The organism is Paenibacillus sp. JCM 10914 (assembly GCF_001315105.1).
Taxonomy (GTDB): Bacteria; Bacillota; Bacilli; order Paenibacillales; family Paenibacillaceae; genus Paenibacillus_AQ.
Window position 1 is genome coordinate 50,550 of record NZ_BAZR01000019.1, and the last position, 21,969, is coordinate 72,518.

Here is a 21,969-nt window from a genome sequence, read left to right on the forward strand (position 1 = left end):
TGATACTGGGTTATTCGTAGACCTTAATTTCGTTATAGAACGTATCGCGCTCTACCGGAATCCGTCCGGCACCTTGGATCAGCCATACGAGCTCTTTACGCGTCAGACCTTCCGGTGTTAATGCCCCAGCAGCATGGCTGATACGTTCTTTGATGATGGTGCCGTGTACGTCGGAAGCCCCAAAGCTAAGGGCAACCTGCGTTAGTTGCGCACCGATATTAATAAAGTATGCCTTGATATGATCAATGTTATCGAGCATCAAACGACTGATGGCAATCGTCTTAAGATCCTCATAAGCGGAGTTTCGGCGCATGATCCCCGCATTCTTATTCTTCGGCTGCATGGACAGCGGAATGAATACCATGAACCCATTCGTCTCATCCTGGAGATCGCGAATTTGCAGCATATGACGAATCCGGTCTTCGTGGCTTTCAATCGAGCCGTACAGCATCGTTGTATGTGTCTTCATGCCCAGCTTGTGCGCGGTGCGGTGAACGTCAAGATATTGATCGACATTCGCCTTATCCACCTTCATCTTCTGCCGGTATTGGTCAGACAGAATTTCAGCGCCGCCACCGGTCAATGACTTTAGACCAGCCTTCTGTAGTTCCTGCAGCACTTCCTTCGTGCTAAGACCGCTGATTCGGGTGAAGAATTCAATCTCCGCTGCCGTGTAAGCCTTCAATGTAACATCTGGATATTTCTCATGCAGTGCTTTTAGCGAGTCTACATAGTATTGGAATGGCACATGATTATTATGTCCGCCGACGATGTGGAACTCACGGACACCCGGATGGATGTGCTGCTCGACATATTCAATCATTTCAGGACCGGATAAGGTGTAGGAGCCTTCCTCACCCTGGTCTTTCCGGAAATTGCAAAAAGCGCAATGGGATTCACAGACGTTCGTGAAATAGAGGCTCATATTCTCGATGAAATAGACCTTATTGCCATTCTTGCGCAGATTGGCTTCATTGGCGAGCTGACCTAGCGTCAGCAGATCATCCGTTTGGTATAGATATACACCGTCTTCAAGATTCAAGCGTTCGCCGTTGCGAACTTTGGCAACGATCTCCGCCATTCTCTGGTCGGTAAAAGGGGTTACTAAGGTAGACATGCTCCATCCTCCTGTTCACACTTGTCTGCTTGGTGCAGCAGGTTTAGTGTATAAAGTGAAATCATTCCCCATGGGGAACGGTCCGGTTGCATTCGATATGTCGGACGACTTGAATAATTAGGACTGAATAAATACGAAACTTTGTGAAAAAATATACAACTGTAGACCGCCATAAACCTTAACCTGTTGAAATCGGAGGCGATTGGACCATGATCTCACAGTTGCCGCCCATATTCCTTCCCTATTATAAACCTGACCCCTCGGGGTAGCAATACAAATAGAGGAAATGAAGCTGGTAATTGTATTAAAGGGAAAATGGGCAGCATTCCATTCTTGAGTGAATAGAGGAAGAGGAGTATACTTAGGATATAAGGAGGGTGACCTATGATTACGATCAGCGACACGGCCGCAGAACGTTTAAGAGAGATGCTGGCTGAACAGGAAGTACCCAATATGTTCCTTCGTTTGGGTGTAGCCGCAGGCGGATGCAGTGGTTTTTCATACGCCATGGGTTTCGACGACAATGAGACCGATGCCGATGTATATATGGACGTACAGGAGTTAAAGGTGGTTGTCGAGAAGGATGACCTGAAATATTTGAACGGTCTGGAGATCGACTTCGAGGAATCCGGCATGACCGGAGGATTTACGATCCATAATCCGAACGCAACGGTAACGTGCGGCTGCGGATCATCGTTCCGCACAGCGGCAGATGCTGGCAAACCAAACGAAGAGCCTTGTTAATGACGGGAATGCCGCGTTAACGGTTTCGGATGTGACGAACGGAAGCCTTGCGGAAGCATAAGCGCCATGATTGCGGATTGTACCGGGCAAAAACGCAGTCCTCAATCGCGATATGGAATAATAACAACCCTAAAATTAGCGTTTTGGGATTGTGGATCACGGCCTTTATGACGGTAAATAACCGTTATGGAGGTCGTTTTTTATGTCTTTAAAAAAACGCACGAAGCGAATTAATACCGATAAGAGTTATCCGCAATTAACGTTTGAGCAAGCGCTCGACATGGCAATCAGCGCGAAGAAGGCGGAAGGCCTGCGCGATCGTACGATAAAGGATTACGAGAAGCATTACGGATACTTCGTTATGTGGCTGCGCGAGAATCATCCAGAGGCGGTATATATCGACGACGTCACTACCGCAACATTGCGCGATTTTGTGCTTTACATGAAGCATGATGCTCGCCGGTACTACGGCCATAAGTACATAGAGTCGGACAAACAACGTATTGGATTGACAGATACGACAATTAATATTCGGTTGAGAACGTTAAAGGCGCTATTCAATCAATTAGAACGCGATGAGCTGATAGAAATAAATCCGGCAGGACCAGTTAAGTTAATGCGTCAGGACTTGGATCTCACAAACGGACTAACGGACGAAGAGGTTACGGCTATCCTTGCGCAACCGGATCGTCGTGACTTCGTAGGATTCCGCGATTATGTTGCAATATGCTTAATGCTTGACTCTGGACTGCGTATATCTGAGATGCTAAGTCTTCGGGCGGCTGATATCGATTTCCAGACACGGTTCATTACGCTGCCCGGCGATCGAAATAAGAACCGGAAGCCGCGTCTCGTACCTATCTCCGCACAGGTCGCGAAACTACTTCTTCAACTAATTGATGAGAATCGCGCGCACTTTACGACTGATCGATTGTTTCTATCGTGCTACGGCGATCCGGTTACCGCGAATCACTTTAATAAGCGGCTGAAATATTACGGAGAAAAAGCCGGCATAGAAGGTAAGAAAATGACAGCGCACGTATACCGCCATACCTGGGCGCGTTCAATGGTTTTGAATGGTGCGGACCTCTTCACGCTTCAAAAAATGGGAGGATGGCAAGACGTTCGGACTATGCGGCGTTATGTGCAGATGGATACGCGCGACGTACGTTTAAGTCACGATCAGAACACGCCGATTAACAAGTTCATCCGCAAGAAAGGGCCGCAATCATGACGAAACCATCAGGCGGCATTGTCCGCGTTCAGAAGCGCGATAGCGGCTATACGATACTGGACCCGTTCTTCTTATCGGACGAACGGAAATTCCGTACGTGGAAAAACCGAAGACGGAGAAACCGACACAAGTAATTAATGATTTAAGTACTAATGACTCTAAAAGAGAAATAGATAAGAGCGACAACGACGCCATATTACACGCGCTGGCTAAAGCATTGCGCAAGCTGCCGCTAAACGATACCGCAAGCCTATACGACCACTATTTCGAGGATACTTACGCGATGCTGACGCGTAGATTTAGCGGTCAACTAGAGGCGGAGGTTATCGAATTGGCTGCTGATCGGTATTTCACGAAGGCCGTTGATCTGCGGACGGGAATGCCGAAGCCTAGCGTGTATTCTCCGGTGGGTGTTTTTCACGATGTATTTGCGGAAGCACTGGCGGAGTGGGAGGCGGGGAGATTTAAGAAAAAATATGTTTGATTTGAGGTTCTTTTTTGCAGAGGCGGCTCGCCTAACTTGTGCTAGAATAATATATGGCGAGGTAAGAGCGGCCCGGTGGTGATACTCTGGACGTATATCAAACGATTACAATTATCTTTATAGCTATGACTTTCGTAGTGGCATTGTTTACCGCAATAATCGAATTGATTAAATTATCGCAAAACAAAGAGTAGCCGATCTCTTGGGGAAGGCATCAGCTACTCGGTTAAATAAGATTTTATTATTACTGCCTTACCTTGCGACCATTTCGATCGTGTCAATCTTATTCTACACCTGTATACGCAACCATTCAACTATTTTGTAGCTAATTAGCTGTAACCACTGTCGGGAATAGTTTCCGAATAGTTTCCGTTGGGGGTCGTTCTTCTATCCATATCATATTAGGTATGTTCTAGCTAATCTAAGCGATGAATTAGCCGTTCTAATCGCGCCCGGAATACTAACGAACCTTTAACAAATACAGACGTTAAATTCGCGGCGATTTCGCCTAAAGCGGACATAAAACATACTTGAACTTTTTTCGATTTTCCTGCCACAAACACATACAAAATTACGTTATTAATACGTAAACACTTCCGAGGGCCCCTACCCACCGTAATACATAACGTTATAGAAACGAGTGATAAACGATGAAGTATCCCGCAATCTTCACTTACGCGGACGACGGCATCTCCGTAGAGTTTCCGGATCTCCCCGGCGCATTAACCTGCGGCGACACGGACGAAGAAGCGCTGCACATGGCGAAGGATTGTCTTGCGCTACATCTCTACGGAATGGAAACGGACGGTGACGATATTCCGCAACCGACAGACGCGATGGATATCGTTGTTGGTGCTGATCAGAAAATTGTTGTTATCGAGGTACAGTAATCCGCGTAAACCCGGTAAACCGTTGTCGCGACAAGACTTAACGGCAACGAAGTACTTGGCATGTTGGTCGTTCTTGGAATTGTAAGTAGCCTGCGGACTGTAACGGATACGTGGATCACGAAAAATAAAAAATGCGCCCATCAGCGGAGTTTTGATTCGTATAGAATCGTATACACTTTGTTGGTGGGCGCCTTCGTATATTTACGTGAATTTGTTCGTTTTTTTGCGGTTTTGTTATAATATCGAAAAAATCAACTAAGGGGAAAAAGAATGCCTAGACCACCTAGAAGACCTAATCAAATGACTACTCGGCACTGGAAGGACATTTTGGAAGAGTTTTTAAAATTTAAGTTGCTCAATGGGATAGCTAAATCAACGCGGGATGACTATGTACGCACAGTTAATTTACTCTTAAAAAGATATCCAAATGCGTGGGATTCATACTATAACTTAGAAGAGGCAGTCATCCAACACTTAAATCAGGAGGGGATTGCACCGGCAACATTTAATAGTCGATTAACGTATTTGCGTACATTCTTCAACTGGTGTATGGAAAAAGGCTATTTGAAAAAGAACCCTCTTACTAACATCAAAAAGCGAAAAGAGGGCTCTAGAATTGTAGCGATTAGCATAGAGACTTTGCAGGAATTGATTAAAGCACCCGATCAATCGACCTTTGTTGGTATGCGGGATTATACACTTATAATTCTGACGTTGGACACTGGAATACGGCCATCGGAAGCCTTAGCGCTTCAACCAAACGATTTTAATCTCATATCCGGCTGGGTCCGGATACCTGATGCTGCGGCAAAGACACGTGTTTCTCGAACGCTTAATATTTCGCCAGTTACTATTGATGCTCTAAACCGTTTCATTAGTATGAGACCACGATCGTGGGGGAACAAGGTTACAGTATTTAGTACAGAAGCCGGTAATGCTTTGAATAGGCATGTATGGGGCGATAGACTTGAGCGCCACAGTAAACAGGTCGGAGTACATATAACACCATACGCTCTTAGGCACGCGTTTGCACTAGAGTTTCTTAGGAACGGAGCATCAGCGTTTAGTCTGCAAAAGACATTAGGTCACGTTGATATATCGATGACTAAACGGTATGTGGCTTTAGCAGACGAAGATTTAAAAAAAGACCATGCTAAGGCGAGCCCGTTGAATAAGTTGACTTAAGTAGAGTGTAGACTGCAGAATTGCGGTCTATTTGTTGGGGACAACCCTGTCGTAATATGGTAAAATTTCGGTCATGGGACGATTTATGAAACCGCTAACTACCGATATTCATTTACATACCGCGATGCTCAATCGGACACCTATCGTCGTGTTTATTGCGGACAAGCTTATTGGCAGCGGAAAGATCGAGGGAATAACGGTGAATAGCGTTAAGGTCGCAGAGACGCGGTATCTTCGCGATACGTGTACGTTTAAGTATGGGGGACTAAGAAGGAGGAAATATGTCATTTTCTTATAAATGGATTGAGATACTAAATAGAGTTGATGATTTATGCTCTGGAAAGCCAATTATGTGGTTCAGAGGTCATTCAAGCATAGATTACGAACTACACTCAGGTCTATTCAGAATGAACTTTCAATCCATTGAAGAACTAAAAACTTATGAGCGGTCTATCTATAGAGAGTTTCTATTAAAGGGCCACCTACACCACAATCAAACTGATTGGAACCTGCTTTTCCTTATGCAACATCACGGAGTAAAAACTAGATTACTTGATTGGTCGGAATCATTTGGTGTTGCTCTATATTTTGCATTTAAAGATTGGAAACCAGATACTTGTGCCTGTGTCTGGGTAATTAGTCCAATCGATTTAAACCTAGTCTTATCCGAAATAGGGTATCTTACTGTACCTACAGAAGGAACAGCTTACGAGGATATCACAATTAATAAAAAATTTACCTTTCGGGAATCTTCAACTGCCCTTTACCCGCTTATGAATAATAGCAGATTAGTGGCACAAAGGGGAGTCTTTACGCTTCAAGGCAACTCTGGATTGCCTCTTGATCTTGAGGACGGCGGCAGTCTGGTGAGAGATGGCTACTTGAGTAAAATAATACTGACACCTGATCTAAGGGAAGAGGTTAGAGACTTTCTTGTTCTAACTGGTGTAAACGAATACACTTTGTTCCCTGACTTAGACGGTTTATCACGCCATCTAAATTCTCCACATCGATATTTTTCAGACTCGCGATTAAAATAAAATTAGATTAAAAACTCTGTAAACACTGGACTCCGCCGCTTTCACCTCGCGCAGCTCTCGAACGGTCATCTCGTCTACCGTTTTAATGGCGCCACTTGACGGGATGGTTTGTGGCTGCTGGCGGTTTTCTTCGTTTATATCCGCTTAAACATCGCAGTATCCCTACTGTAATACGTCCTGCAGCCGGTCTCGACGTTGCGGACGCGCACGTAATCGGCCGTATACCGATCAATAAATCCGCGTTCGACTTCGACATAAACTCCGGCTGGATCTTCTTCCCAAACGGATATGAGCGATTCGGATAAGGCAGCCGCGAAGAAATGGACATCTTGATAAAGTTGGCGTAAATCGCGTTCTGTACTCATTGCGGTGATGATCCGATCGCAAAAAAGCAGATTCCGGTAAGTGATGCGGCTGCAACGATAAGGGCTGCTAAAATCCTCATTAATTCTCATCCTCTATGTATTCGATTAAGTCACCTGGGGTAACGTTGAGACCTCTGCACAATCCTTCGAGTGTGTCGTAATCAATCCTTTTTGTGGCGTTTGCTGCTAGAGATGTAATTGTGTTGCGACTGACTTTCGTTAATTCAACTACTTCCTTATTTGTCAATCCTCTTTCTTTCATGATGTCTCCGAGACGACAACGAATAGCCATAGTAAATAAATCCCCCTAGACAAATTTAAGCACAACATGTTGACATACTGGGATAAAGGTTGTACTATAGAAACATCAGCACAACATGTTGACATTTTGAAATGTTGACTTAATGACAGTATACAACTAGTTTGCAGAAAAATCCACAACTTTCTGTTTATTTGTTGTACTCATTTTTAAGGTTAGGAGGACTCAGGTGTGTTTCGTGGAGGTTGTCTAATCAATGGAAGGTTATACGTGAGGACGAGCGGCGGGAATTGGGTTGCTCTGCAGCTATTAGCTCTAACAAAGGGGGAAATAAAATGATAATAGACGTTCATGCACAGGAATGTTATTTGCGTTATAGGCAGACTCTCGATAACGAGAGTTTTACGGAATTATATATAGCGCTGGCGGATGTGAAGTCGTGGCATAAATCTAAAGTTTCTTCGAGTGGTGCAGGTGACGTATATGATGCTGAATCTTCTTTTGACGATGTATTGTTTGGCCTTGCTAGTAGAGAGGGTATTACCGATATCCGGCGCTTACTCTATGTAAGTATGCGATTTACTAGACTCAAGTTGTACCGCAAAAATACCAAATGGCAGGAGCGTATATACTACCCGGAATCGGATGCAGAGTTCGGAGGAACAGTCGACCGGATCGAACCTGACCGGACCGAATTAATACGGGCGCTTATTGATCGTAGCGGAGAAAAAACTGCAGCACTGATCGCGGATATGGCGTTAAGAAGTAACGCGAAAGAGTCGATTACCTCTATAAGTGGACGAGCAGGCCTTCACCATAACACTGCACTCAGGTCACTCCGCCGTTTACGTCGGTACTATAACGTAGAAATAGACGGAGACCTGGCGGAATACCTTGCGTAATACTCATTGTGACTGGAAGGGTAACTGCGAGGGTGTGATAGCGCACGAAGGAACACATCCTCCGTTTCTACTTTAGTTTCTTTAGTTAACAAATCATGGTGGGTAGTTTATGTTAGATATAACAACTTGAGGGGGGTATATAGTGTCATTTATAGATGCAATTAAACGTTACCAGGAGTCAGGAGATGCAGACACGTTAAAGATGATCCGCAAGGCCATGAATTACGATTATTTGCATTCCCCAACCGGTATGACGTTCGATAAACCGGAAATGTACGTCGCTTTCCGTTGTCTCCGTCTTCTACGCGGGCGCCTGGCGACGATTAAGTACACGTTAAGTGACTACGGCCTTAGTGCGCGTGAGGACTCGCCGGAGTACGTCTTTGCGGAGTTAACCGCGTTCGTACACGCAAACACAGGGGTTAAAGTTTCTCTTCAAAACTTTAAAGAGCATGAGACATTCCTTCGCGAATATTTAGTCCCAGGATATCTAGAACTAGAGGACGTATACATGCAACTTATGGGCGAAAGGGAAACACTATGGCAACAGATTACGTCCGAGATAATAGACAAGCATTGGTCTACGCTTGAAAAGGCGCTCAAGGACGCCCTCGATCGCGTTGATACTAACCGATCCGAACGCGAGATAATCCGTTACATAAACTACGTAACTAGAACGGCCTATTATCGTCACCAATTCGAAGGCATGCGCAGGGTACGGAGAGGTGGCGAGGTTAAGTATGTGAAGCCGAAATATTTCGGACCGCACTATGCGATATTTGGAAAGATATCCGTAGATTTCACTAACTTTAGCGGACGGCAGCGGCAGTTAATCGAACGGATCATCGCTGCAGTCGAAACTGATTACGCGGAAGGTCGAATCGAAGACTACACGGTCGATATGAACGGGGGATATCGGATCGTTAACAGACACATTGCGGAGCAGCTCGGCATGCATGAGGTGAGTTTAAGCCGTTCTCTGAAAAAGATAAAAAGTGTTAAACATTGACGTATTAATTTAATGTGACGAGAAGAACATTGCTTTTAATCCAGTCTGCCACCGCGTCGCATGCCTGACGACAGTGAAGGCGGAGTTTTTATTTTGAATCTAAGTTAGGAAAATCTAACGGAAGAGGAGGAGGCGCAATACTATGACGATCACAGCGGATACGATGTTCAAGCTACGCAAGGTTTATCGGTTGTCTCAGGCGGAAATAGGCGCAATGTGTGGCGTGTCGGATGCGTTCATTAATCAGATCGAGCGCGGTAAACGCAGCCTATCCGACAGAATTAGGCGCGGGCTTATTCGTGAGTTTGAATTGACACCGGAAAAGCTGACGCGGGTTCTCGCTATATATGAAGAGACGACGATGAAAACGAAAGGGGCGTCATAATGACAAACGAAAAGGCGATTCACTCGCAACGTATGGCCGGCTGGCTAATTTATAACGGCCACAAATTAATCAAGATATGCGATAACAAGCGGCAGCCAGGCTTCAACATATTTATCTTCGCTGAAACCTCTTCATTACGTACTGACATGGAACGGTATCAACCGAGGAATACGGTATAGTACGGAGGGTAGGGACCCTCGGAAATGTTTACGTATTAATAACGTAATTTTGTATGTGTTTGTGGCAGGTAGATCAAAAAAAAATAAAATAATTTTCGAAAGGACGTTTAAATGTCCACTATTCAAAGAAAAGGCCGAGGAGCAGTCGTGCACTTAGAAAGACAACACTTTTTTACCAGGAGACGTAAACAAGTAGACGCAGCTTGGGCCGAGTATATTTCAGAGGTTTACGATAGAGTCGATAGGAAAGACGAAAAGCCATACCATTACGGATTTGGTGCACTATCAGAACAAACCGACGCATTCGTTAGACGCGAGGCTGAAAGGTGGGCGCGTTCCTGTAGGAAGTACCGTCTATATGAGGATGACTTCGAAAGCCACTTCCGTTATACCGTGGTAAAAGCCGCTCTAAAGTATGACGGCCAAAGAGGCACATTCTTTGATTTGCTTGGTACAGCGATTAATAACGCCGGCCGGGATCTGGTGCGGAATGCACTGACAAAGAAGAATCGAATTAATCACCTGGCCCTATCCATTGACGATGAGTCAGCGTCTAAGAAGGTCGCAAAGATTGCGGCATCGCATACCACCGAAGATATCGTCGTGCCGAGGCTTATTATCGCGGAAATGGAGGTAGATACGTCATTAACCAAACAAGAACGTCTGTTATTCGAATTCCTTAAAGCTGATCCGGACGCGACGTTACAAGAAATGGCGGACGCACTCGGGGTTCGTGACCGAAAACAGGCATCGCGAATCAAACAACGGATGGCCGATAAACTACGAAAATATTACGAAGATTGAAAAGCGCAGGCACACACGCCGAGCGCTATTTTTATGCCCAAAAAGGAGCGTACGAATGAACAACGCGATATGGAAGCTGAACGATTACGAACACGCAATCTACACAGAAGACCGCGAAGTCATGCGCAAGATCCGTCGTAGCTATCCTGATTATATCCAGATGGCCACGTACGAAAAGGACGGAGTACCCTATGCGCGGCAGTACCGGATTGATTCGAAACGCAAGAGATCGGCACGTCATCTCCTCAAAGTTAATGTACAGAAAACGTAAAAGTCACGGCGAAATAGACGCTTAGAAGTCCGGAGGTATAAACACCTTGCCGGGCTGTTTGTCGTGCCGGAAATCAAGCGAAATCAGCGTAAATCGTACCGAATATGCACGATTTTTAACGGAGGGGAGGCAAGAAATTGAATGACAAACAAGCCGATGCAAAACATTACTGCCCTTATTTTCGCAGCGATTGCGGGTGTGCTTTGCTGCAAGCGATGACGGATGTGCGTTGTAAAGTCTGGCGCGGTGAGAATTCAGTAAAATGCCGCTATTTAGATACTCAAGTTGCGAGGAGGAGTTGAGCGAAATGATTAGCGTTGAATATGGTGCACGGTGGCCGATTAAGTTCGAATCATTTCCTGCGGACGAGGTTCCGGAGCTTTATGAAGGTCTTATCGAGTTTGTCGGCAGCCGGATAGGTATCGAGACATGGCGCGGAATGGACGACGTTAAGAAATGCCGGCTAATCGAAAAAATCACGATCGAGTTCTGTAAAGAAACATCGCCTAAGAAGACGTACGGAGTCGGACAGGCTATGGTGCGCGGCGGCATTATTGAAGCACTGGACATTTTCGGGGGAGGCGGTACGGAATGGTTAATGACGTTGTTGTCGAGGCGTGGATCGAGCCAGTCGGAAATTACCAACGAAGAGTGATATTGCGCAATAAAAACGGGGACACCACCTCGATTTTGTTTGGCGATTCTATCACGGAAAAATCAATGATATTTCGGGCGTTGATGTTGGCGTCATTTAAACGGAGGAATGCGAAATGAGAAGAGAAGTTTGGACGGGAATTAAAGACGAGGATATGTCAGAGGTATACTCGCGCATCGGCCCTAGCCTGAGCAAATCACCGGTCACGCAACCGAAGCCAAAGCGAGAGAAAGAGAAATCCAGTCGCCGGCAAGGTAAAGTGCGTATGTTCAACTCGGAAAAGAACTACGGCTTCGTTCGCAGTAGGAAAGATGATTTTTTCTTTCATATATCATCAGCGGAAGATCCAGGACTTTCTTATGTACTGCCTGGTGAACTTGTAACGTTTGAAATCGGTGAAGACAAGCAAGGGCGTCCGATTGCGGTCAAGGTGAAGTTAGCGTGAGGCCGTTATTTCAAGCAGTCATTACGGAAATTGGCTCGACGAAACTTATCGCAATCAACTATTTCGATGAAAGCGGCGCTCATGCAGACCAGATAATTCGCGGATTGGATGGAGTAGAGGAACTCGCAATTATTGACGTGGTACTCGAAACTATGCGCTTGCACAAGGTTGATACAGTGGACGTCGAGACAGATAACGACATCTTGTTTAAGTTGTTTCTTCCCGTGCCAGGCGTACATACATCGTTGGTCCCATCAAGTGCGCTAAGTGGCTTGCACCAGCATTTGTCGCAAGGATCGCCGATTTATCCGATCCTTGCGGAAATATGTGCGGAAGATGAACCGGAAGAAGAAGCCGAAGAATTTGAAGAAGTACCGGAGCTGCGAAAGCCGTGGTATATCCGGATAATCCAATACATTAAAGGAGTGTTTTTGAATGATTAAGTGGGAATTGAAAGAGAAGTTTGATAAGCAAGATGCACGTTTTACCGAGCTACGAAGCAAACATGACGGATTAGTTAGGGAAGCCGAGCAAAAGGTCGCGGAACTCGTCGCGGAGAAACAGCAGATTCTTATCCGGGAGTTTGACGGTGGAGACGTAACTGCGGAACGGGCCACGATTACAAAAGAAATTGAAACTGCAGAAAAAGCCGTACAGGAAGCGAAAAGTGTCCGAGATGCAGCGTTCACATACTCGACAGAGAAATCGCGAGAGGGTCGTATCACCGCATTGGACCTGACGATGGACTGGAACAACAAAGTCATTCCGGAGATCCGCGAGAAAGAGCTTAAGCCGATTGTTGAACGGATGGAAGCCGCCCGGGCCGCTATGTATAACGCTCTGCTGGATTACTATGTCCTCGTAGATAAGTATGATTCCCAACGCCGGGAGGTTGTGGAACTTGAACAAAGAGACTCAGACCAATGTCGAAGAATGTCTTACGCAGTCCATTCAATCGAGCAAGAATATAATCTTCCACTCGTAACATCCGCGGACCTAACTCAGATTAAGAGGAGCCGGGCACTGCCTAACGGGATTGAACGTAAACCAACCGAGAAAGGAGTGAAGTAAATTGAAACTCGAAACAACCTTCGCAAATCTACAGGAAATGAAAGTTATGTCCACCGGCAATCCGGAAAAGATCGCTGCCTATACGATGGCAGAGCGCCGGTATAAAGACACCATAGCGGAACTATTCCACGAGGATGCTGGCGTCGAGTTTCACGAACACCCGTCAGAATCGTACGTTACCGATTTAGAAACCAAGGCGGCGGAAAGCGGAGACCCAACCGATAAAGCACGCGCCGCCATTCTGCGCGATAGACTTGATTACTATGACGCCGAGAAGACTAAGCATTTCGATTGGCGGATTAGCCGCGAACGGTTCCGTAAATTACTCGTCGAAGGCGGGAAAGTAACGGGCGCTGACGTTCAGGAGGCGTACAGGTTGGCAAAACATACTCCTAGCGTCGAATTGATGAGTCTATACTCGCAATTAAAACGAAAACATGGGGAGGGGAATTAAGTGGCAGCATTTATTGCGCGTGAACCGTTCAAAGGTAACGAAAGCACGACTATTAAGTTTAGGGACAGGTACCAATCGCTCCGCATTATCAACATTGGCGCTAACGATTTAACCTTTAGGTTATCACCCTGGTTTGAGTACACAATGTTGCCTGGTGAAATTTTCGACGAGCGAGTCGATTCGTTCGAGACACTGATGATTACAGGGAATGGGCCATACAAAGGGTTAGTTAGAAGATATGTGCGTTGATAAAACCGATTGAGATCCCGAAAGGGGTCTCTTCTGTTTTATTTCCAGGAGGTGACGGAGTGGACTACGGACTGGACGAGATTTCATTCGCGCATCTTTGGACGATGAAAAGTGAAATCGGACATATTGCAGCAGGCGTCGAATTGTCAAAACGTAAGATTGCGGATAATGGTCGGACGTATTACGAGCCATACCACGTCCTCTCGCTCTGCTATGACGAGAGAGCGCCGCGATCATTTCGACAAACGATACCGGTTATTGCTTCGGATATTCTGCGATGTCTTGACGGTGAAACAAAGCTACTTGTCATGCGGTCGAACGTGCCGAATTTCCGGCAGTGGCGCTATTATGAGCGACTTATTAATGTGTTCTCTGCGACACAAGGCGTTACGGTGAAGGTTAACCACGATATGCGAGTTCCACGTCACTTTTCAGATACGGTCGATCTGGCGCATGATGCGGTTAGGCGCGGAACTTCGATAGAGTGTGCAGTATAAAGAGGGGGAAATTGAATTGAGTCTATGCATATGTGTACAGTTTCAAGACCGCATGATTATTGGGTCAGATACTGCGGTTACGTACAATTTAGTATCAGGGGAAAAGCAGCGAGGGAGTTTACCTGCGCAAAAAACTTATCTTATTGATAAGTGGGCGGTATTTTTGGCTGGTGATAGGGCTGCGTGCTCTGCTATTGCACACGAGTATGATGCGGAAAAGAACAAAAGCATATCGTCGTTTAAGCGTATTTTGAAAAAGCACTATCGTCTACTATCTGGCACGCAAGGTAAGGCAGATCCAAATAAACTTAATGCGGTAATGTTCAAGATGGACGGAAATGGCCGTACTGTATCGCACAGCTTCTCGCCAACCAATCAGTTTAATCCGGTAACACGACGCGGCGTATCTGAGGCCGTTTATATTATAACCGGCGGCTTTAGGCTGATGAGGTCTTAGTACATGCGCAAAAAACTTGGCATGACGATAACGATATCGAAACCTATATCCGCGACGTATTCGAACACTTCTCGGGCGGTGAGATTGGCGGCGAACTGGATCTTTTCGAGGTGAGTTACAGAGGCACTGAGTATTTAGGTCGTAAGCCATTACACGAGAATGTCCGTTTCAAAACAATCACGCCCGATGAGGATAGCCGTATGAGCGTCTGCCTTACCGGCGGTACTGTGACCGGCGCGCTACTTCGGACTGGTGCGAGTGGCCGAAGAATTGAGGTGGATACGCAAGGACTCCGCACATACGACGGTAACGGCCGAAACCGTATTCGGATCAATACGGGATCTGATTCCGGAGTTGCTTCGATCGTATTCAACGGATCAGGTGGCGGATATGCCGGCGAGATAAACGCGTACCAGAATAACGGGTTGACGCTGTATAGCGATAACCTCATTATCGGATCGAACAATACGGGGAATCCAATAAGCATACAAGGCGCTGCCACATTCGCGGGTCCGGTTCGGTTTAACAGTTCCGTAAGCGGAATTAACTTGAGCATGTCGGAAGTATCGGGATTGTCTGCAATACTTTCGTCATTGCAATCGCAAATTGACTCTCTGCGGAGTTCATATAACTCACATACGCACTCCGTAACGTTGCCGACACATAATCACGGAAATAGCGCTAATCAAAACTGGGGTGGAACATTTACGTCGGGAGGTCCGCGATAATTCGGGTGGAGATACTGCGTCAACTGGGAGATGCGATAACAGCGACCATGTAGATGCAGAGGTAAACGAGTTACCGGCGAAAGATTGATATTAGCGCAAGACTTACGGCAGTCCTTCGGGGCGGCTTTATTTTCTGAGGAGGGCATGAATGAAATACGAAACGAACGACCAAATTCGCACACGTATCGACGAATTAACGGAACGATTGCGCCAGATCCGTATTGAAAAGGGATTGCCGCCGGTCCCTTTACCGCGTCCTCAAATCGTTGAGTTTCCACTTACAGCCGCGATTGCTAGGCGGTTGGGACCGTTTAAAGCTATCGCAATCAAGCTCGCGTCTATTGTGGCACAGGATCAATTAACCGGGATCGATGTTAACAAGTTGGAACGATACCGCGAATATGAGCGGCTGCTTTATTACTCTCATGGCAAATGGGGGGCGTTTTACGCGACAGGAATCCGTCTGGTGCTTTCTGAGATTAATACGATTAACAAAGCGATTGAAGAGGATCAGACCGACTACTTTGACTTTAACAGAGCGATGCGAATTCTACATTTCGCGCTAAGCACGTTTTTAGATAACGATTATAAGATCGGCTGGGACATGTTCGATGCTTACGGAGGCTACACGGAGGGATTGCGCGCAGCAGAAGCGGAAATGAAACGCCTTATTGCGGATGATGAGGCATTTCAGGCCGCGATCCACGATGCTATGGCGCAATTACCCATGAAAGAGGAGGACGGTTCGTATGAGTAACGCAAGACAACGGAGGGTACTTGAAGCGCAATTGACACCGCAACAACAACGGGCGGCGCAGCTCATCGTTAATAACGAATGGGCCGAGCTATTGAATGAAGACGGAAAAAAAAGAACGATGAAAGAACTCAGCGAAGAGATTGGAATCGCGCGCTCAACTCTGTTCGAATGGAAAGCTCAGGAATCATTCGCAGCTTACGTGAACTATTTAACTGAGCGTCAACTCGACGTAATGAGATCGGAAGTTTACGTCCAACTCATGCGGGCGATCCGTGGTGGCGCGAACGGCATACCTAGCGTCAAGGCGCTCGACCTTTACATGCGCAGATACGGATTGTTAACTGATCGAACTGTTGTTGAAGATTCGCGAGAATCAATCGAAACGAAGAGAAAAACCGACGAAGAAATCCGTAAGGAGATCGCCGAGCTTGACGATATGGTTAGCGGTAGTAATCGGGGGTAACTACGATGAATGGCGACTATTTCGGACTAAACCTGCGTTTCACCTACAGCACGCTCCCGGTGGACAGGCACGCTGGAAACCGGGGGTCACCACTGCATAATTGTATGTATATCGTACCGATTACGATGATTTATCGCGATAAAGTGGACCGCGTAACGGTGCGGTTTGTTACGGATGCATAAACGTTGCATAACGGATTATTGGCGCATGTACGGAGGAATGGCGCAGTGGTGCGGACTCATCGACAGCGAAGTGGATTGCGGATTGCTAATTCACAACCTGCAAAAATGTATACCGATGAATATGATTTATTTCGTTAAAGCGATACCCCAACGCCCCCTCTCGAAGGGGCTCCGGCAAGTCCACACACAATTCGCACAGCAAAATTTAATGTGGGGGTCAAAGTAGAGTCCGACTAATAAGATGAATAAAAATAGCGCCCACTTGTGGAATGATATCCGTAGATGGGCGCTTTTCTTCGTTTAATATGCGTTTGAAAAATGGAAGTGAGTTGTATGACTTTCTATTTTCTTAATGTTGATGTTTTCATTATAAAATTGAAGATGTAATAACTCTCTTCGATTCTCATACCCGTAAATAATTCTACCGTTAAGCACTTCCTCAGGTATCTCAATCTTACAAGTTCCTCCAAGACTGTCAACCACGTCAAAGGACAGCTCAACAATCTCAATAGGGATATTACTATTATTTTTAAATCGTGTTTCAAGCTCTATATAACCGTTTTCCTTTTTCTTTACCTTAATCAAATCTACGCTTGCTTGCTGGATTGTTGGTTTTTGTTTAAGGGTAATTTTTTGAATATTAGATATGAACTTAGCTTTATCCCTTCCCCATATACTATCATCAGTGTTTTCTAAGCTAAAACTTTCAATGATTTTATTTTTGAGAGAGTTTAATTTCTGGTCGTCTTCAATTCTCAAGCATATTCTAGTCGGATCAATCGCCCCTTTTAAACTTTGGTATTCAAAGCCAGGCAATAGTATTGAGTAGTAATCCCTGGCAGTAACCCAGGTTGCGCCCATTTCGTTTAAACAAGGAGCACTTTCATAATAATTATCTGAAAGGATGAATAAGACTAAAATATTCTGATTGAACTGGTTTTTCAAATAATCATAGATTTTTTCCCCGAGCGGTATACTGTACCCTTCAAAGGAGCTACAAAAAATATTATCGTTATTCTTAGGAATACCAATGTCATTAAGAAGTTGTATTATATGCTCTACATAATCAGCGTCTCTTGAGGAGTGACTTATAAATATTTTATCAAACGTTTTTCCTGAAAATGAGGTATTTGAATTAGGAGTAGTAACCACGTCTTCAATTGAGTCATGTACTGCTTTGAGGATTCCCATCATTTGATTATAGTAATTTAGACCATACCCAGGCGCATCTTTTGCAGCTTCTTTAAATTCTTTGACAAGTTCTTTGTCACTTCCAACGTGCCTGTCCAAGAAAATTATACACGAAGAAATCCATTGATTATAGGTTTGTCCAGAAATATACGAGCCGAATTCTGTTTCTACGTAAGAAGAACTTATTATTAAATTCCCCTGACCGATTAACTTTGCTAATCTGTCTGAAACTTCTGTGAGATTCATCCATTTAACTCCCTTACCATATATTCCAAATCACATTAATCTTACTATAATTGTTTCGGTAGGGCTACGCATTCCCAGTCCAAAACTTATTTACAACAGACGTATTTAAAATCCGAACATAATTTTAAACTCTGGGAGCTAACCGTCTTGCAATCGCGCGATCACTTGGGTACAATTGGATTATCGTAATACACCGTCATTTAGCGACGTGAATATTAACCCTATCGCGCATTATCAATCCCGTTACTAACGTAAGAATAGCGTAGTGACGCCGTTTATAGCCTTCCGCAAGCATAACGTCGATTTACGATCCATAATCCGAACGCAACGGTAACGTGCGGCTGCGGATCATCGTTCCGCACAGCGGCAGATGCTGGCAAACCAAACGAAGAGCCTTGTTAATGACGGGAATGCCGCGTTAACGGTGACGACCTGCATGACGGTAAACCCCGTTGTGAAGGTCGTTTTTTATTTATAAAAGAAACAGCAGGTTATCCACTGTGGGTAACCTGCTGTTTCTTTTGTTCATTGGCGTCCGTGATCCGGCTTAAACCGGAAAGAAAAACGTATCATTAAGCATCACAACAATCATACCGGCCGCAAGTATCGAAAACGCGATACAGCCGATGCCCAGTCCTTTGCGTTTGTCTTTGATGAACCTGAAGCCGCTGATGAATATCATAACGGTAACAGCTGCAAGTGCTAAAGACATGCCGACGATGGCAACCCAGTACAATACTTCAAACAAATCTGCCAAGGTGACAAAGCCTCCTTTATAGTTATCCATGTTCATTGTTCGGTTTAGGGACAAACTTCTGCTCTAACTATACGACAGATCACATCATTTGGAAAGGGAACCTAGGTGAATGACACGAGAATGCCAAATTATTAGGCATAACATCACAGACAATCATCCAAGAAAAAGAGCGGAGAGGGGAATAGGATAACGTATGTCATGAATAAAAAGGAGGCGAAGCAGCATGGCGGGAAGACAGCTGGCCAGCAAGTGGCTCAAGACAGAGGCGCTGCTGACCGATCCGCAAGTTGCTCCCTACATTCCGGCGACCGAGTCGTATGGAGGGGATACCCTGGTCTCAATGCTGGCTGAACACGAGATGGTGGTCATTAAGCCGATTGTAGGCACTGGCGGTAACGGAGTCATCCGAATAGAGAAGGTCGGGACGGGATATTTGGTAACTTATAAAAAGCGCACGGTTCATGCAGATACATTGAATTCCTTACAGAACGTATTGGATCGAATGAAGTTAAAGCGGCGGTACTTGATTCAACAGGGTATTCGTCTGGCAAGGATTCACGGGCGTCCACTCGATTACCGGGTAAAGGTGGTTAAGGGCAGAGGCAGGTGGGAGTTTCGTGCGATGGTTGGACGGCTTGCAGGTCCAGGACTGTTCGTCACGAACATATGCAAAGGGGGATCGCTGCTGCAATTACGTCATGCGCTGCGATTATCCCTTCCGCACATAAAGCGAAGACAGAAACGCAACGAGATGCGGCAACTGACCAGACAGTGCATAGCGATCCTCGAGTCATCCTTTCCTGGAATCGGCGAGCTGGGATTTGATTATGGGCTTGATCAGGACGGCAAGATTTGGATATTGGAAGTTAATACAAGACCGAGCTGAATTTTCGGTAGTTTCTCCGTATTTTGAATCGTTTATATGAAATTTTAATAGGGTAATTAAAAATGAAACCATTATTTCCGATATATTTATTAAATTATTTTTTGGATCGCCGATATTGTTAATATCCTGTGTATAACATTTATCCCCATAATCCACTTTGATATGACCTTGTTTTTTACACTTACCAACAAATTATACACAGGATTTCCACAAGCGGCTGTGGATAAGCGAACAGTTGTTCCGTTTTGTGATGTCTGATATGATAGATTCAGGAAATTTGAGGAAGGGGTGTGAGAGGAATGGCTATGTTGACGGATGAGATGCTGCTCGATTCCTATCATATGGCTGTTGAATTAAAGTTGGAGCGAGAGTTCATTACTCTTTTGCTAGCCGAAATTCATAAACGGAACTTGGAGACCGATTCCGAAAGCATCCTGCATTAATCCGATTATCCGCCACTCATGTGACACCGTTAAGCCATAATCTAGGAGGCTACCGGGTTCTACATACCATACAAGCACCTAATAGAAAAGGTATCTTGGATTCTGATGAAGGATGATGATCTCTTCAGAATGCACAAGACACCTTTTTTTGTTTATTCTATAATTTCATATTACTGCTGTGGCCCGGTGCTAGTCTGGCCTCAGGATCATAGTATACTTTTGCGTTATTTACAGCAGTAGGAGCTTCACCGAATCCAACAGCGATCAGCTTAACTTTGCCCGGATACGTCGTGATGTCACCTGCTGCGAATATCCCGGGAATGCTGGTCTCCATACGGGAATCGACAACAATGGAATTGCTCTCAATTGCAATGCCCCATTCGGAAATCGGTCCGAGAGAGGAGACGAAACCGAAATTCACGATGACATCGTCAACTTCAATCTCTTGCGTCTCTTTGGTCTTCATATGGGTAAGCGTTACCTTAGTAATCGCGTCTTCTCCATAGAGTTCCGTGATTTCGGTTGGGGTGACGATATTAACCTTGGAAGCCAACAATTGTTCCACACTATGCTCATGGGCACGGAACTTGTCGCGGCGGTGAACCAGTGTAACCTGCTCGGCGATCGGCTCAATCATCAGTGCCCAGTCTACAGCCGAATCACCGCCGCCGCTGATCAGCACCTTCTTGCCTTGGAAACGACTCAAGTCATTGACGAAATAGTGGAGATTATTCTTCTCATATTTCTCGGCGCCTTCAATTTCGAGGCGGCGTGGTTGGAATGCTCCGACTCCAGCGGTGATAATCACGGCTTTCGTGTGATGCTCCCCGAGGTTGGTCTTCACCACGAAATGTCGCTCATCCAACTTCTCTACGGCTTGAACCTTCTCCTCCAGACGAATATCCGTATTGAACAGGTCCATCTGTGCGGACAGATTGTTCACGAGCTCCTGAGCTGTTACTTTCGGAAAGCCCGCGACGTCATAAATATATTTCTCCGGATACAGCGCAGCGAGTTGTCCTCCGAGCTGAGGCATGCTCTCGATCAGTTTCACCGAGGCTTGGCGCATTCCGCCGTAAAAAGCAGCAAACATACCAGCAGGTCCGCCACCGATAATCAATAGATCCGTCATGTTGTTGTTGTCTTCTGGCATCGTTGTCATGCGGTAAGCACCTCCATAATTTCAGATTATATTGGAATCAGACAGACGCTCATGTCTGGATTAAGCTGATTCAACAATTCCTTAACTATTATAATCGTCCTGAACCAGCATGAAAAGACGAGAAATGAGTTAAAATACCTAACATTGGATTGATTACGCTTACTTGTTATTCATGGTGATATCAGGTGGGATTATTTACATATTAAATGGCAAAAAAAATCTTGATCTTTGCTTGGTTTATGCATATGATTAACGTGATAACTTGTGTTCATCATGAGGAACCCGTATGTGAAGAAGCCTTCGCAATCGTGCTGGAACCCTAGCAGCACAGCTGATTTATGCGCGATTCATGCGTATAAAGATGAACGGTCAGGTCAAAGTGTACAAGGGGCTCTGATGAGGGGCTCTTCTCTTTTTTAAACGAGTTTTTCACAGAATGTTAACAAGTGTACCATACT

Annotated in this window: 34 protein-coding genes and 1 pseudogene; 29 read left to right on the plus strand and 6 right to left on the minus strand. The window is 45.4% G+C overall.

Translation table 11 applies throughout. The annotated features are described in order from the left end of the window. Positions 1-10: 10 nt before the first annotated feature. Positions 11-1,117 carry an aminofutalosine synthase MqnE gene (mqnE, locus tag JCM10914_RS18925; protein WP_023963698.1) on the minus strand — a complete coding sequence of 369 codons (1,107 nt, stop codon included), beginning with the start codon at positions 1,115-1,117 and terminating at the stop codon, positions 11-13. A gap of 384 nt (positions 1,118-1,501) precedes the next feature. On the opposite strand from mqnE, the gene JCM10914_RS18930 reads away from it, so the two are divergent. The 8 genes from JCM10914_RS18930 (at position 1,502) to JCM10914_RS18960 (ending at position 6,694) form a co-directional block, all read left to right on the plus strand. After that, positions 1,502-1,861, plus strand: a complete 360-nt coding sequence (locus JCM10914_RS18930) for an iron-sulfur cluster assembly accessory protein (protein WP_023963699.1) — start codon at positions 1,502-1,504, stop codon at positions 1,859-1,861. A 202-nt stretch (positions 1,862-2,063) separates the two neighbouring features. Further along, a complete protein-coding gene (locus tag JCM10914_RS18935; protein ID WP_023963700.1) occupies positions 2,064-3,095 on the plus strand; it encodes a tyrosine-type recombinase/integrase in 1,032 nt (343 codons plus the stop codon). After that, positions 3,092-3,229, plus strand: coding sequence for a hypothetical protein (locus JCM10914_RS30645; protein ID WP_231638706.1), 138 nt, complete (start codon positions 3,092-3,094; stop codon positions 3,227-3,229). The genes JCM10914_RS18935 and JCM10914_RS30645 overlap by 4 nt, the downstream gene beginning before the upstream one ends. Continuing rightward, positions 3,193-3,579, plus strand: a complete 387-nt coding sequence (locus JCM10914_RS18940) for a hypothetical protein (RefSeq protein ID WP_052019874.1) — start codon at positions 3,193-3,195, stop codon at positions 3,577-3,579. The genes JCM10914_RS30645 and JCM10914_RS18940 overlap by 37 nt, the downstream gene beginning before the upstream one ends. A 650-nt stretch (positions 3,580-4,229) precedes the next feature. Beyond that, entirely contained in the window at positions 4,230-4,469 is a 240-nt protein-coding gene (locus tag JCM10914_RS18945; protein ID WP_023963701.1) for a type II toxin-antitoxin system HicB family antitoxin, read from the plus strand. Between the two features lie 327 nt (positions 4,470-4,796). Next, positions 4,797-5,654, plus strand: coding sequence for a tyrosine-type recombinase/integrase (locus tag JCM10914_RS18950; RefSeq protein WP_231638707.1), 858 nt, complete (start codon positions 4,797-4,799; stop codon positions 5,652-5,654). Positions 5,655-5,739: 85 nt separating this feature from the next. Further along, positions 5,740-5,952: a hypothetical protein gene (locus tag JCM10914_RS18955; protein ID WP_023963703.1), complete on the plus strand. Its 213-nt coding sequence runs from the start codon at positions 5,740-5,742 to the stop codon at positions 5,950-5,952. After that, positions 5,936-6,694: an FRG domain-containing protein gene (locus JCM10914_RS18960; protein WP_023963704.1), complete on the plus strand. Its 759-nt coding sequence runs from the start codon at positions 5,936-5,938 to the stop codon at positions 6,692-6,694. The genes JCM10914_RS18955 and JCM10914_RS18960 overlap by 17 nt, the downstream gene beginning before the upstream one ends. A 134-nt stretch (positions 6,695-6,828) precedes the next feature. On the opposite strand, the gene JCM10914_RS18965 is transcribed toward JCM10914_RS18960, so the two are convergent. Together JCM10914_RS18965 and JCM10914_RS18970 are read right to left on the minus strand one after the other, a co-directional pair. Further along, positions 6,829-7,059, minus strand: a complete 231-nt coding sequence (locus JCM10914_RS18965; protein ID WP_023963705.1) for a hypothetical protein — start codon at positions 7,057-7,059, stop codon at positions 6,829-6,831. Positions 7,060-7,138: 79 nt separating this feature from the next. Beyond that, complete coding sequence (locus JCM10914_RS18970; protein WP_036719021.1) at positions 7,139-7,351, minus strand: helix-turn-helix transcriptional regulator; 213 nt, start codon at positions 7,349-7,351, stop codon at positions 7,139-7,141. A 302-nt stretch (positions 7,352-7,653) separates the two neighbouring features. Between JCM10914_RS18970 and JCM10914_RS18975 the strand changes: the two genes are divergently transcribed. The 18 genes from JCM10914_RS18975 (at position 7,654) to JCM10914_RS28990 (ending at position 16,826) form a co-directional block, all read left to right on the plus strand. Beyond that, positions 7,654-8,220 carry a hypothetical protein gene (locus JCM10914_RS18975; protein ID WP_023963706.1) on the plus strand — a complete coding sequence of 189 codons (567 nt, stop codon included), beginning with the start codon at positions 7,654-7,656 and terminating at the stop codon, positions 8,218-8,220. A 142-nt stretch (positions 8,221-8,362) separates the two neighbouring features. Beyond that, entirely contained in the window at positions 8,363-9,229 is an 867-nt protein-coding gene (locus tag JCM10914_RS18980; protein ID WP_023963707.1) for a hypothetical protein, read from the plus strand. 142 nt (positions 9,230-9,371) lie between these two features. Further along, positions 9,372-9,614, plus strand: coding sequence for a helix-turn-helix domain-containing protein (locus tag JCM10914_RS18985; protein ID WP_023963708.1), 243 nt, complete (start codon positions 9,372-9,374; stop codon positions 9,612-9,614). Next, positions 9,614-9,793, plus strand: coding sequence for a DUF5659 domain-containing protein (locus tag JCM10914_RS18990; protein ID WP_023963709.1), 180 nt, complete (start codon positions 9,614-9,616; stop codon positions 9,791-9,793). The genes JCM10914_RS18985 and JCM10914_RS18990 overlap by 1 nt, the downstream gene beginning before the upstream one ends. A gap of 147 nt (positions 9,794-9,940) precedes the next feature. Further along, positions 9,941-10,597: a hypothetical protein gene (locus JCM10914_RS18995; protein WP_148300232.1), complete on the plus strand. Its 657-nt coding sequence runs from the start codon at positions 9,941-9,943 to the stop codon at positions 10,595-10,597. A 55-nt stretch (positions 10,598-10,652) separates the two neighbouring features. Then, a complete protein-coding gene (locus tag JCM10914_RS19000; RefSeq protein WP_023963711.1) occupies positions 10,653-10,868 on the plus strand; it encodes a hypothetical protein in 216 nt (71 codons plus the stop codon). Between the two features lie 137 nt (positions 10,869-11,005). Beyond that, on the plus strand, positions 11,006-11,170 hold the full coding sequence (locus tag JCM10914_RS28985) for a hypothetical protein (protein WP_156332330.1): 165 nt from the start codon (positions 11,006-11,008) through the stop codon (positions 11,168-11,170). A 5-nt stretch (positions 11,171-11,175) separates the two neighbouring features. Beyond that, entirely contained in the window at positions 11,176-11,523 is a 348-nt protein-coding gene (locus JCM10914_RS19005) for a hypothetical protein (RefSeq protein WP_023963712.1), read from the plus strand. Positions 11,524-11,638: 115 nt separating this feature from the next. Next, positions 11,639-11,968, plus strand: coding sequence for a cold-shock protein (locus JCM10914_RS19010; protein ID WP_023963713.1), 330 nt, complete (start codon positions 11,639-11,641; stop codon positions 11,966-11,968). Next, entirely contained in the window at positions 11,965-12,411 is a 447-nt protein-coding gene (locus tag JCM10914_RS19015) for a hypothetical protein (RefSeq protein WP_036719030.1), read from the plus strand. Before JCM10914_RS19010 ends, JCM10914_RS19015 begins: the two co-directional genes overlap by 4 nt. Continuing rightward, positions 12,404-13,039 carry a hypothetical protein gene (locus tag JCM10914_RS19020; protein ID WP_023963715.1) on the plus strand — a complete coding sequence of 212 codons (636 nt, stop codon included), beginning with the start codon at positions 12,404-12,406 and terminating at the stop codon, positions 13,037-13,039. The genes JCM10914_RS19015 and JCM10914_RS19020 overlap by 8 nt, the downstream gene beginning before the upstream one ends. A gap of 1 nt (position 13,040) precedes the next feature. Beyond that, positions 13,041-13,493: a hypothetical protein gene (locus JCM10914_RS19025; protein ID WP_036719033.1), complete on the plus strand. Its 453-nt coding sequence runs from the start codon at positions 13,041-13,043 to the stop codon at positions 13,491-13,493. A 308-nt stretch (positions 13,494-13,801) separates the two neighbouring features. Further along, positions 13,802-14,239 carry a hypothetical protein gene (locus tag JCM10914_RS19035; RefSeq protein ID WP_023963717.1) on the plus strand — a complete coding sequence of 146 codons (438 nt, stop codon included), beginning with the start codon at positions 13,802-13,804 and terminating at the stop codon, positions 14,237-14,239. Positions 14,240-14,255: 16 nt separating this feature from the next. Further along, positions 14,256-14,696, plus strand: coding sequence for a hypothetical protein (locus JCM10914_RS19040; protein WP_036719039.1), 441 nt, complete (start codon positions 14,256-14,258; stop codon positions 14,694-14,696). Between the two features lie 200 nt (positions 14,697-14,896). Continuing rightward, on the plus strand, positions 14,897-15,424 hold the full coding sequence (locus tag JCM10914_RS19045) for a hypothetical protein (protein ID WP_023963718.1): 528 nt from the start codon (positions 14,897-14,899) through the stop codon (positions 15,422-15,424). Between the two features lie 148 nt (positions 15,425-15,572). Further along, positions 15,573-16,181 carry a hypothetical protein gene (locus JCM10914_RS19050; protein ID WP_023963719.1) on the plus strand — a complete coding sequence of 203 codons (609 nt, stop codon included), beginning with the start codon at positions 15,573-15,575 and terminating at the stop codon, positions 16,179-16,181. Continuing rightward, positions 16,174-16,644, plus strand: a complete 471-nt coding sequence (locus JCM10914_RS19055; protein WP_023963720.1) for a phBC6A51 family helix-turn-helix protein — start codon at positions 16,174-16,176, stop codon at positions 16,642-16,644. Before JCM10914_RS19050 ends, JCM10914_RS19055 begins: the two co-directional genes overlap by 8 nt. Before the next feature lie 5 nt (positions 16,645-16,649). Next, positions 16,650-16,826, plus strand: coding sequence for a hypothetical protein (locus tag JCM10914_RS28990; RefSeq protein WP_023963721.1), 177 nt, complete (start codon positions 16,650-16,652; stop codon positions 16,824-16,826). A 300-nt stretch (positions 16,827-17,126) separates the two neighbouring features. Here JCM10914_RS28990 and JCM10914_RS19065 read toward each other — a convergent pair whose 3' ends face one another. Next, on the minus strand, positions 17,127-18,263 hold the full coding sequence (locus tag JCM10914_RS19065) for a toll/interleukin-1 receptor domain-containing protein (protein WP_023963722.1): 1,137 nt from the start codon (positions 18,261-18,263) through the stop codon (positions 17,127-17,129). Positions 18,264-18,566: 303 nt separating this feature from the next. Between JCM10914_RS19065 and JCM10914_RS30650 the strand changes: the two are divergent. Then, positions 18,567-18,665: pseudogene (locus tag JCM10914_RS30650) on the plus strand (iron-sulfur cluster assembly accessory protein); the annotation flags it as partial. 145 nt (positions 18,666-18,810) lie between these two features. On the opposite strand, the gene JCM10914_RS19070 reads toward JCM10914_RS30650, so the two are convergent. Beyond that, a complete protein-coding gene (locus tag JCM10914_RS19070; protein ID WP_023963723.1) occupies positions 18,811-19,020 on the minus strand; it encodes a hypothetical protein in 210 nt (69 codons plus the stop codon). 223 nt (positions 19,021-19,243) lie between these two features. Here JCM10914_RS19070 and JCM10914_RS19075 point away from each other — a divergent pair, with 223 nt between their 5' ends. Both JCM10914_RS19075 and sda read left to right on the plus strand, forming a co-directional pair. Next, positions 19,244-19,906, plus strand: a complete 663-nt coding sequence (locus tag JCM10914_RS19075; RefSeq protein WP_023963724.1) for a YheC/YheD family protein — start codon at positions 19,244-19,246, stop codon at positions 19,904-19,906. A 299-nt stretch (positions 19,907-20,205) separates the two neighbouring features. Continuing rightward, positions 20,206-20,349 (plus strand): sporulation histidine kinase inhibitor Sda, encoded by a 144-nt coding sequence (sda, locus tag JCM10914_RS19080; RefSeq protein ID WP_148300233.1) that lies wholly within the window; start codon positions 20,206-20,208, stop codon positions 20,347-20,349. A gap of 157 nt (positions 20,350-20,506) precedes the next feature. On the opposite strand, the gene JCM10914_RS19085 is transcribed toward sda, so the two are convergent. Continuing rightward, positions 20,507-21,511: an NAD(P)/FAD-dependent oxidoreductase gene (locus JCM10914_RS19085; RefSeq protein WP_023963725.1), complete on the minus strand. Its 1,005-nt coding sequence runs from the start codon at positions 21,509-21,511 to the stop codon at positions 20,507-20,509. Between the last annotated feature and the right edge of the window lie 458 nt (positions 21,512-21,969).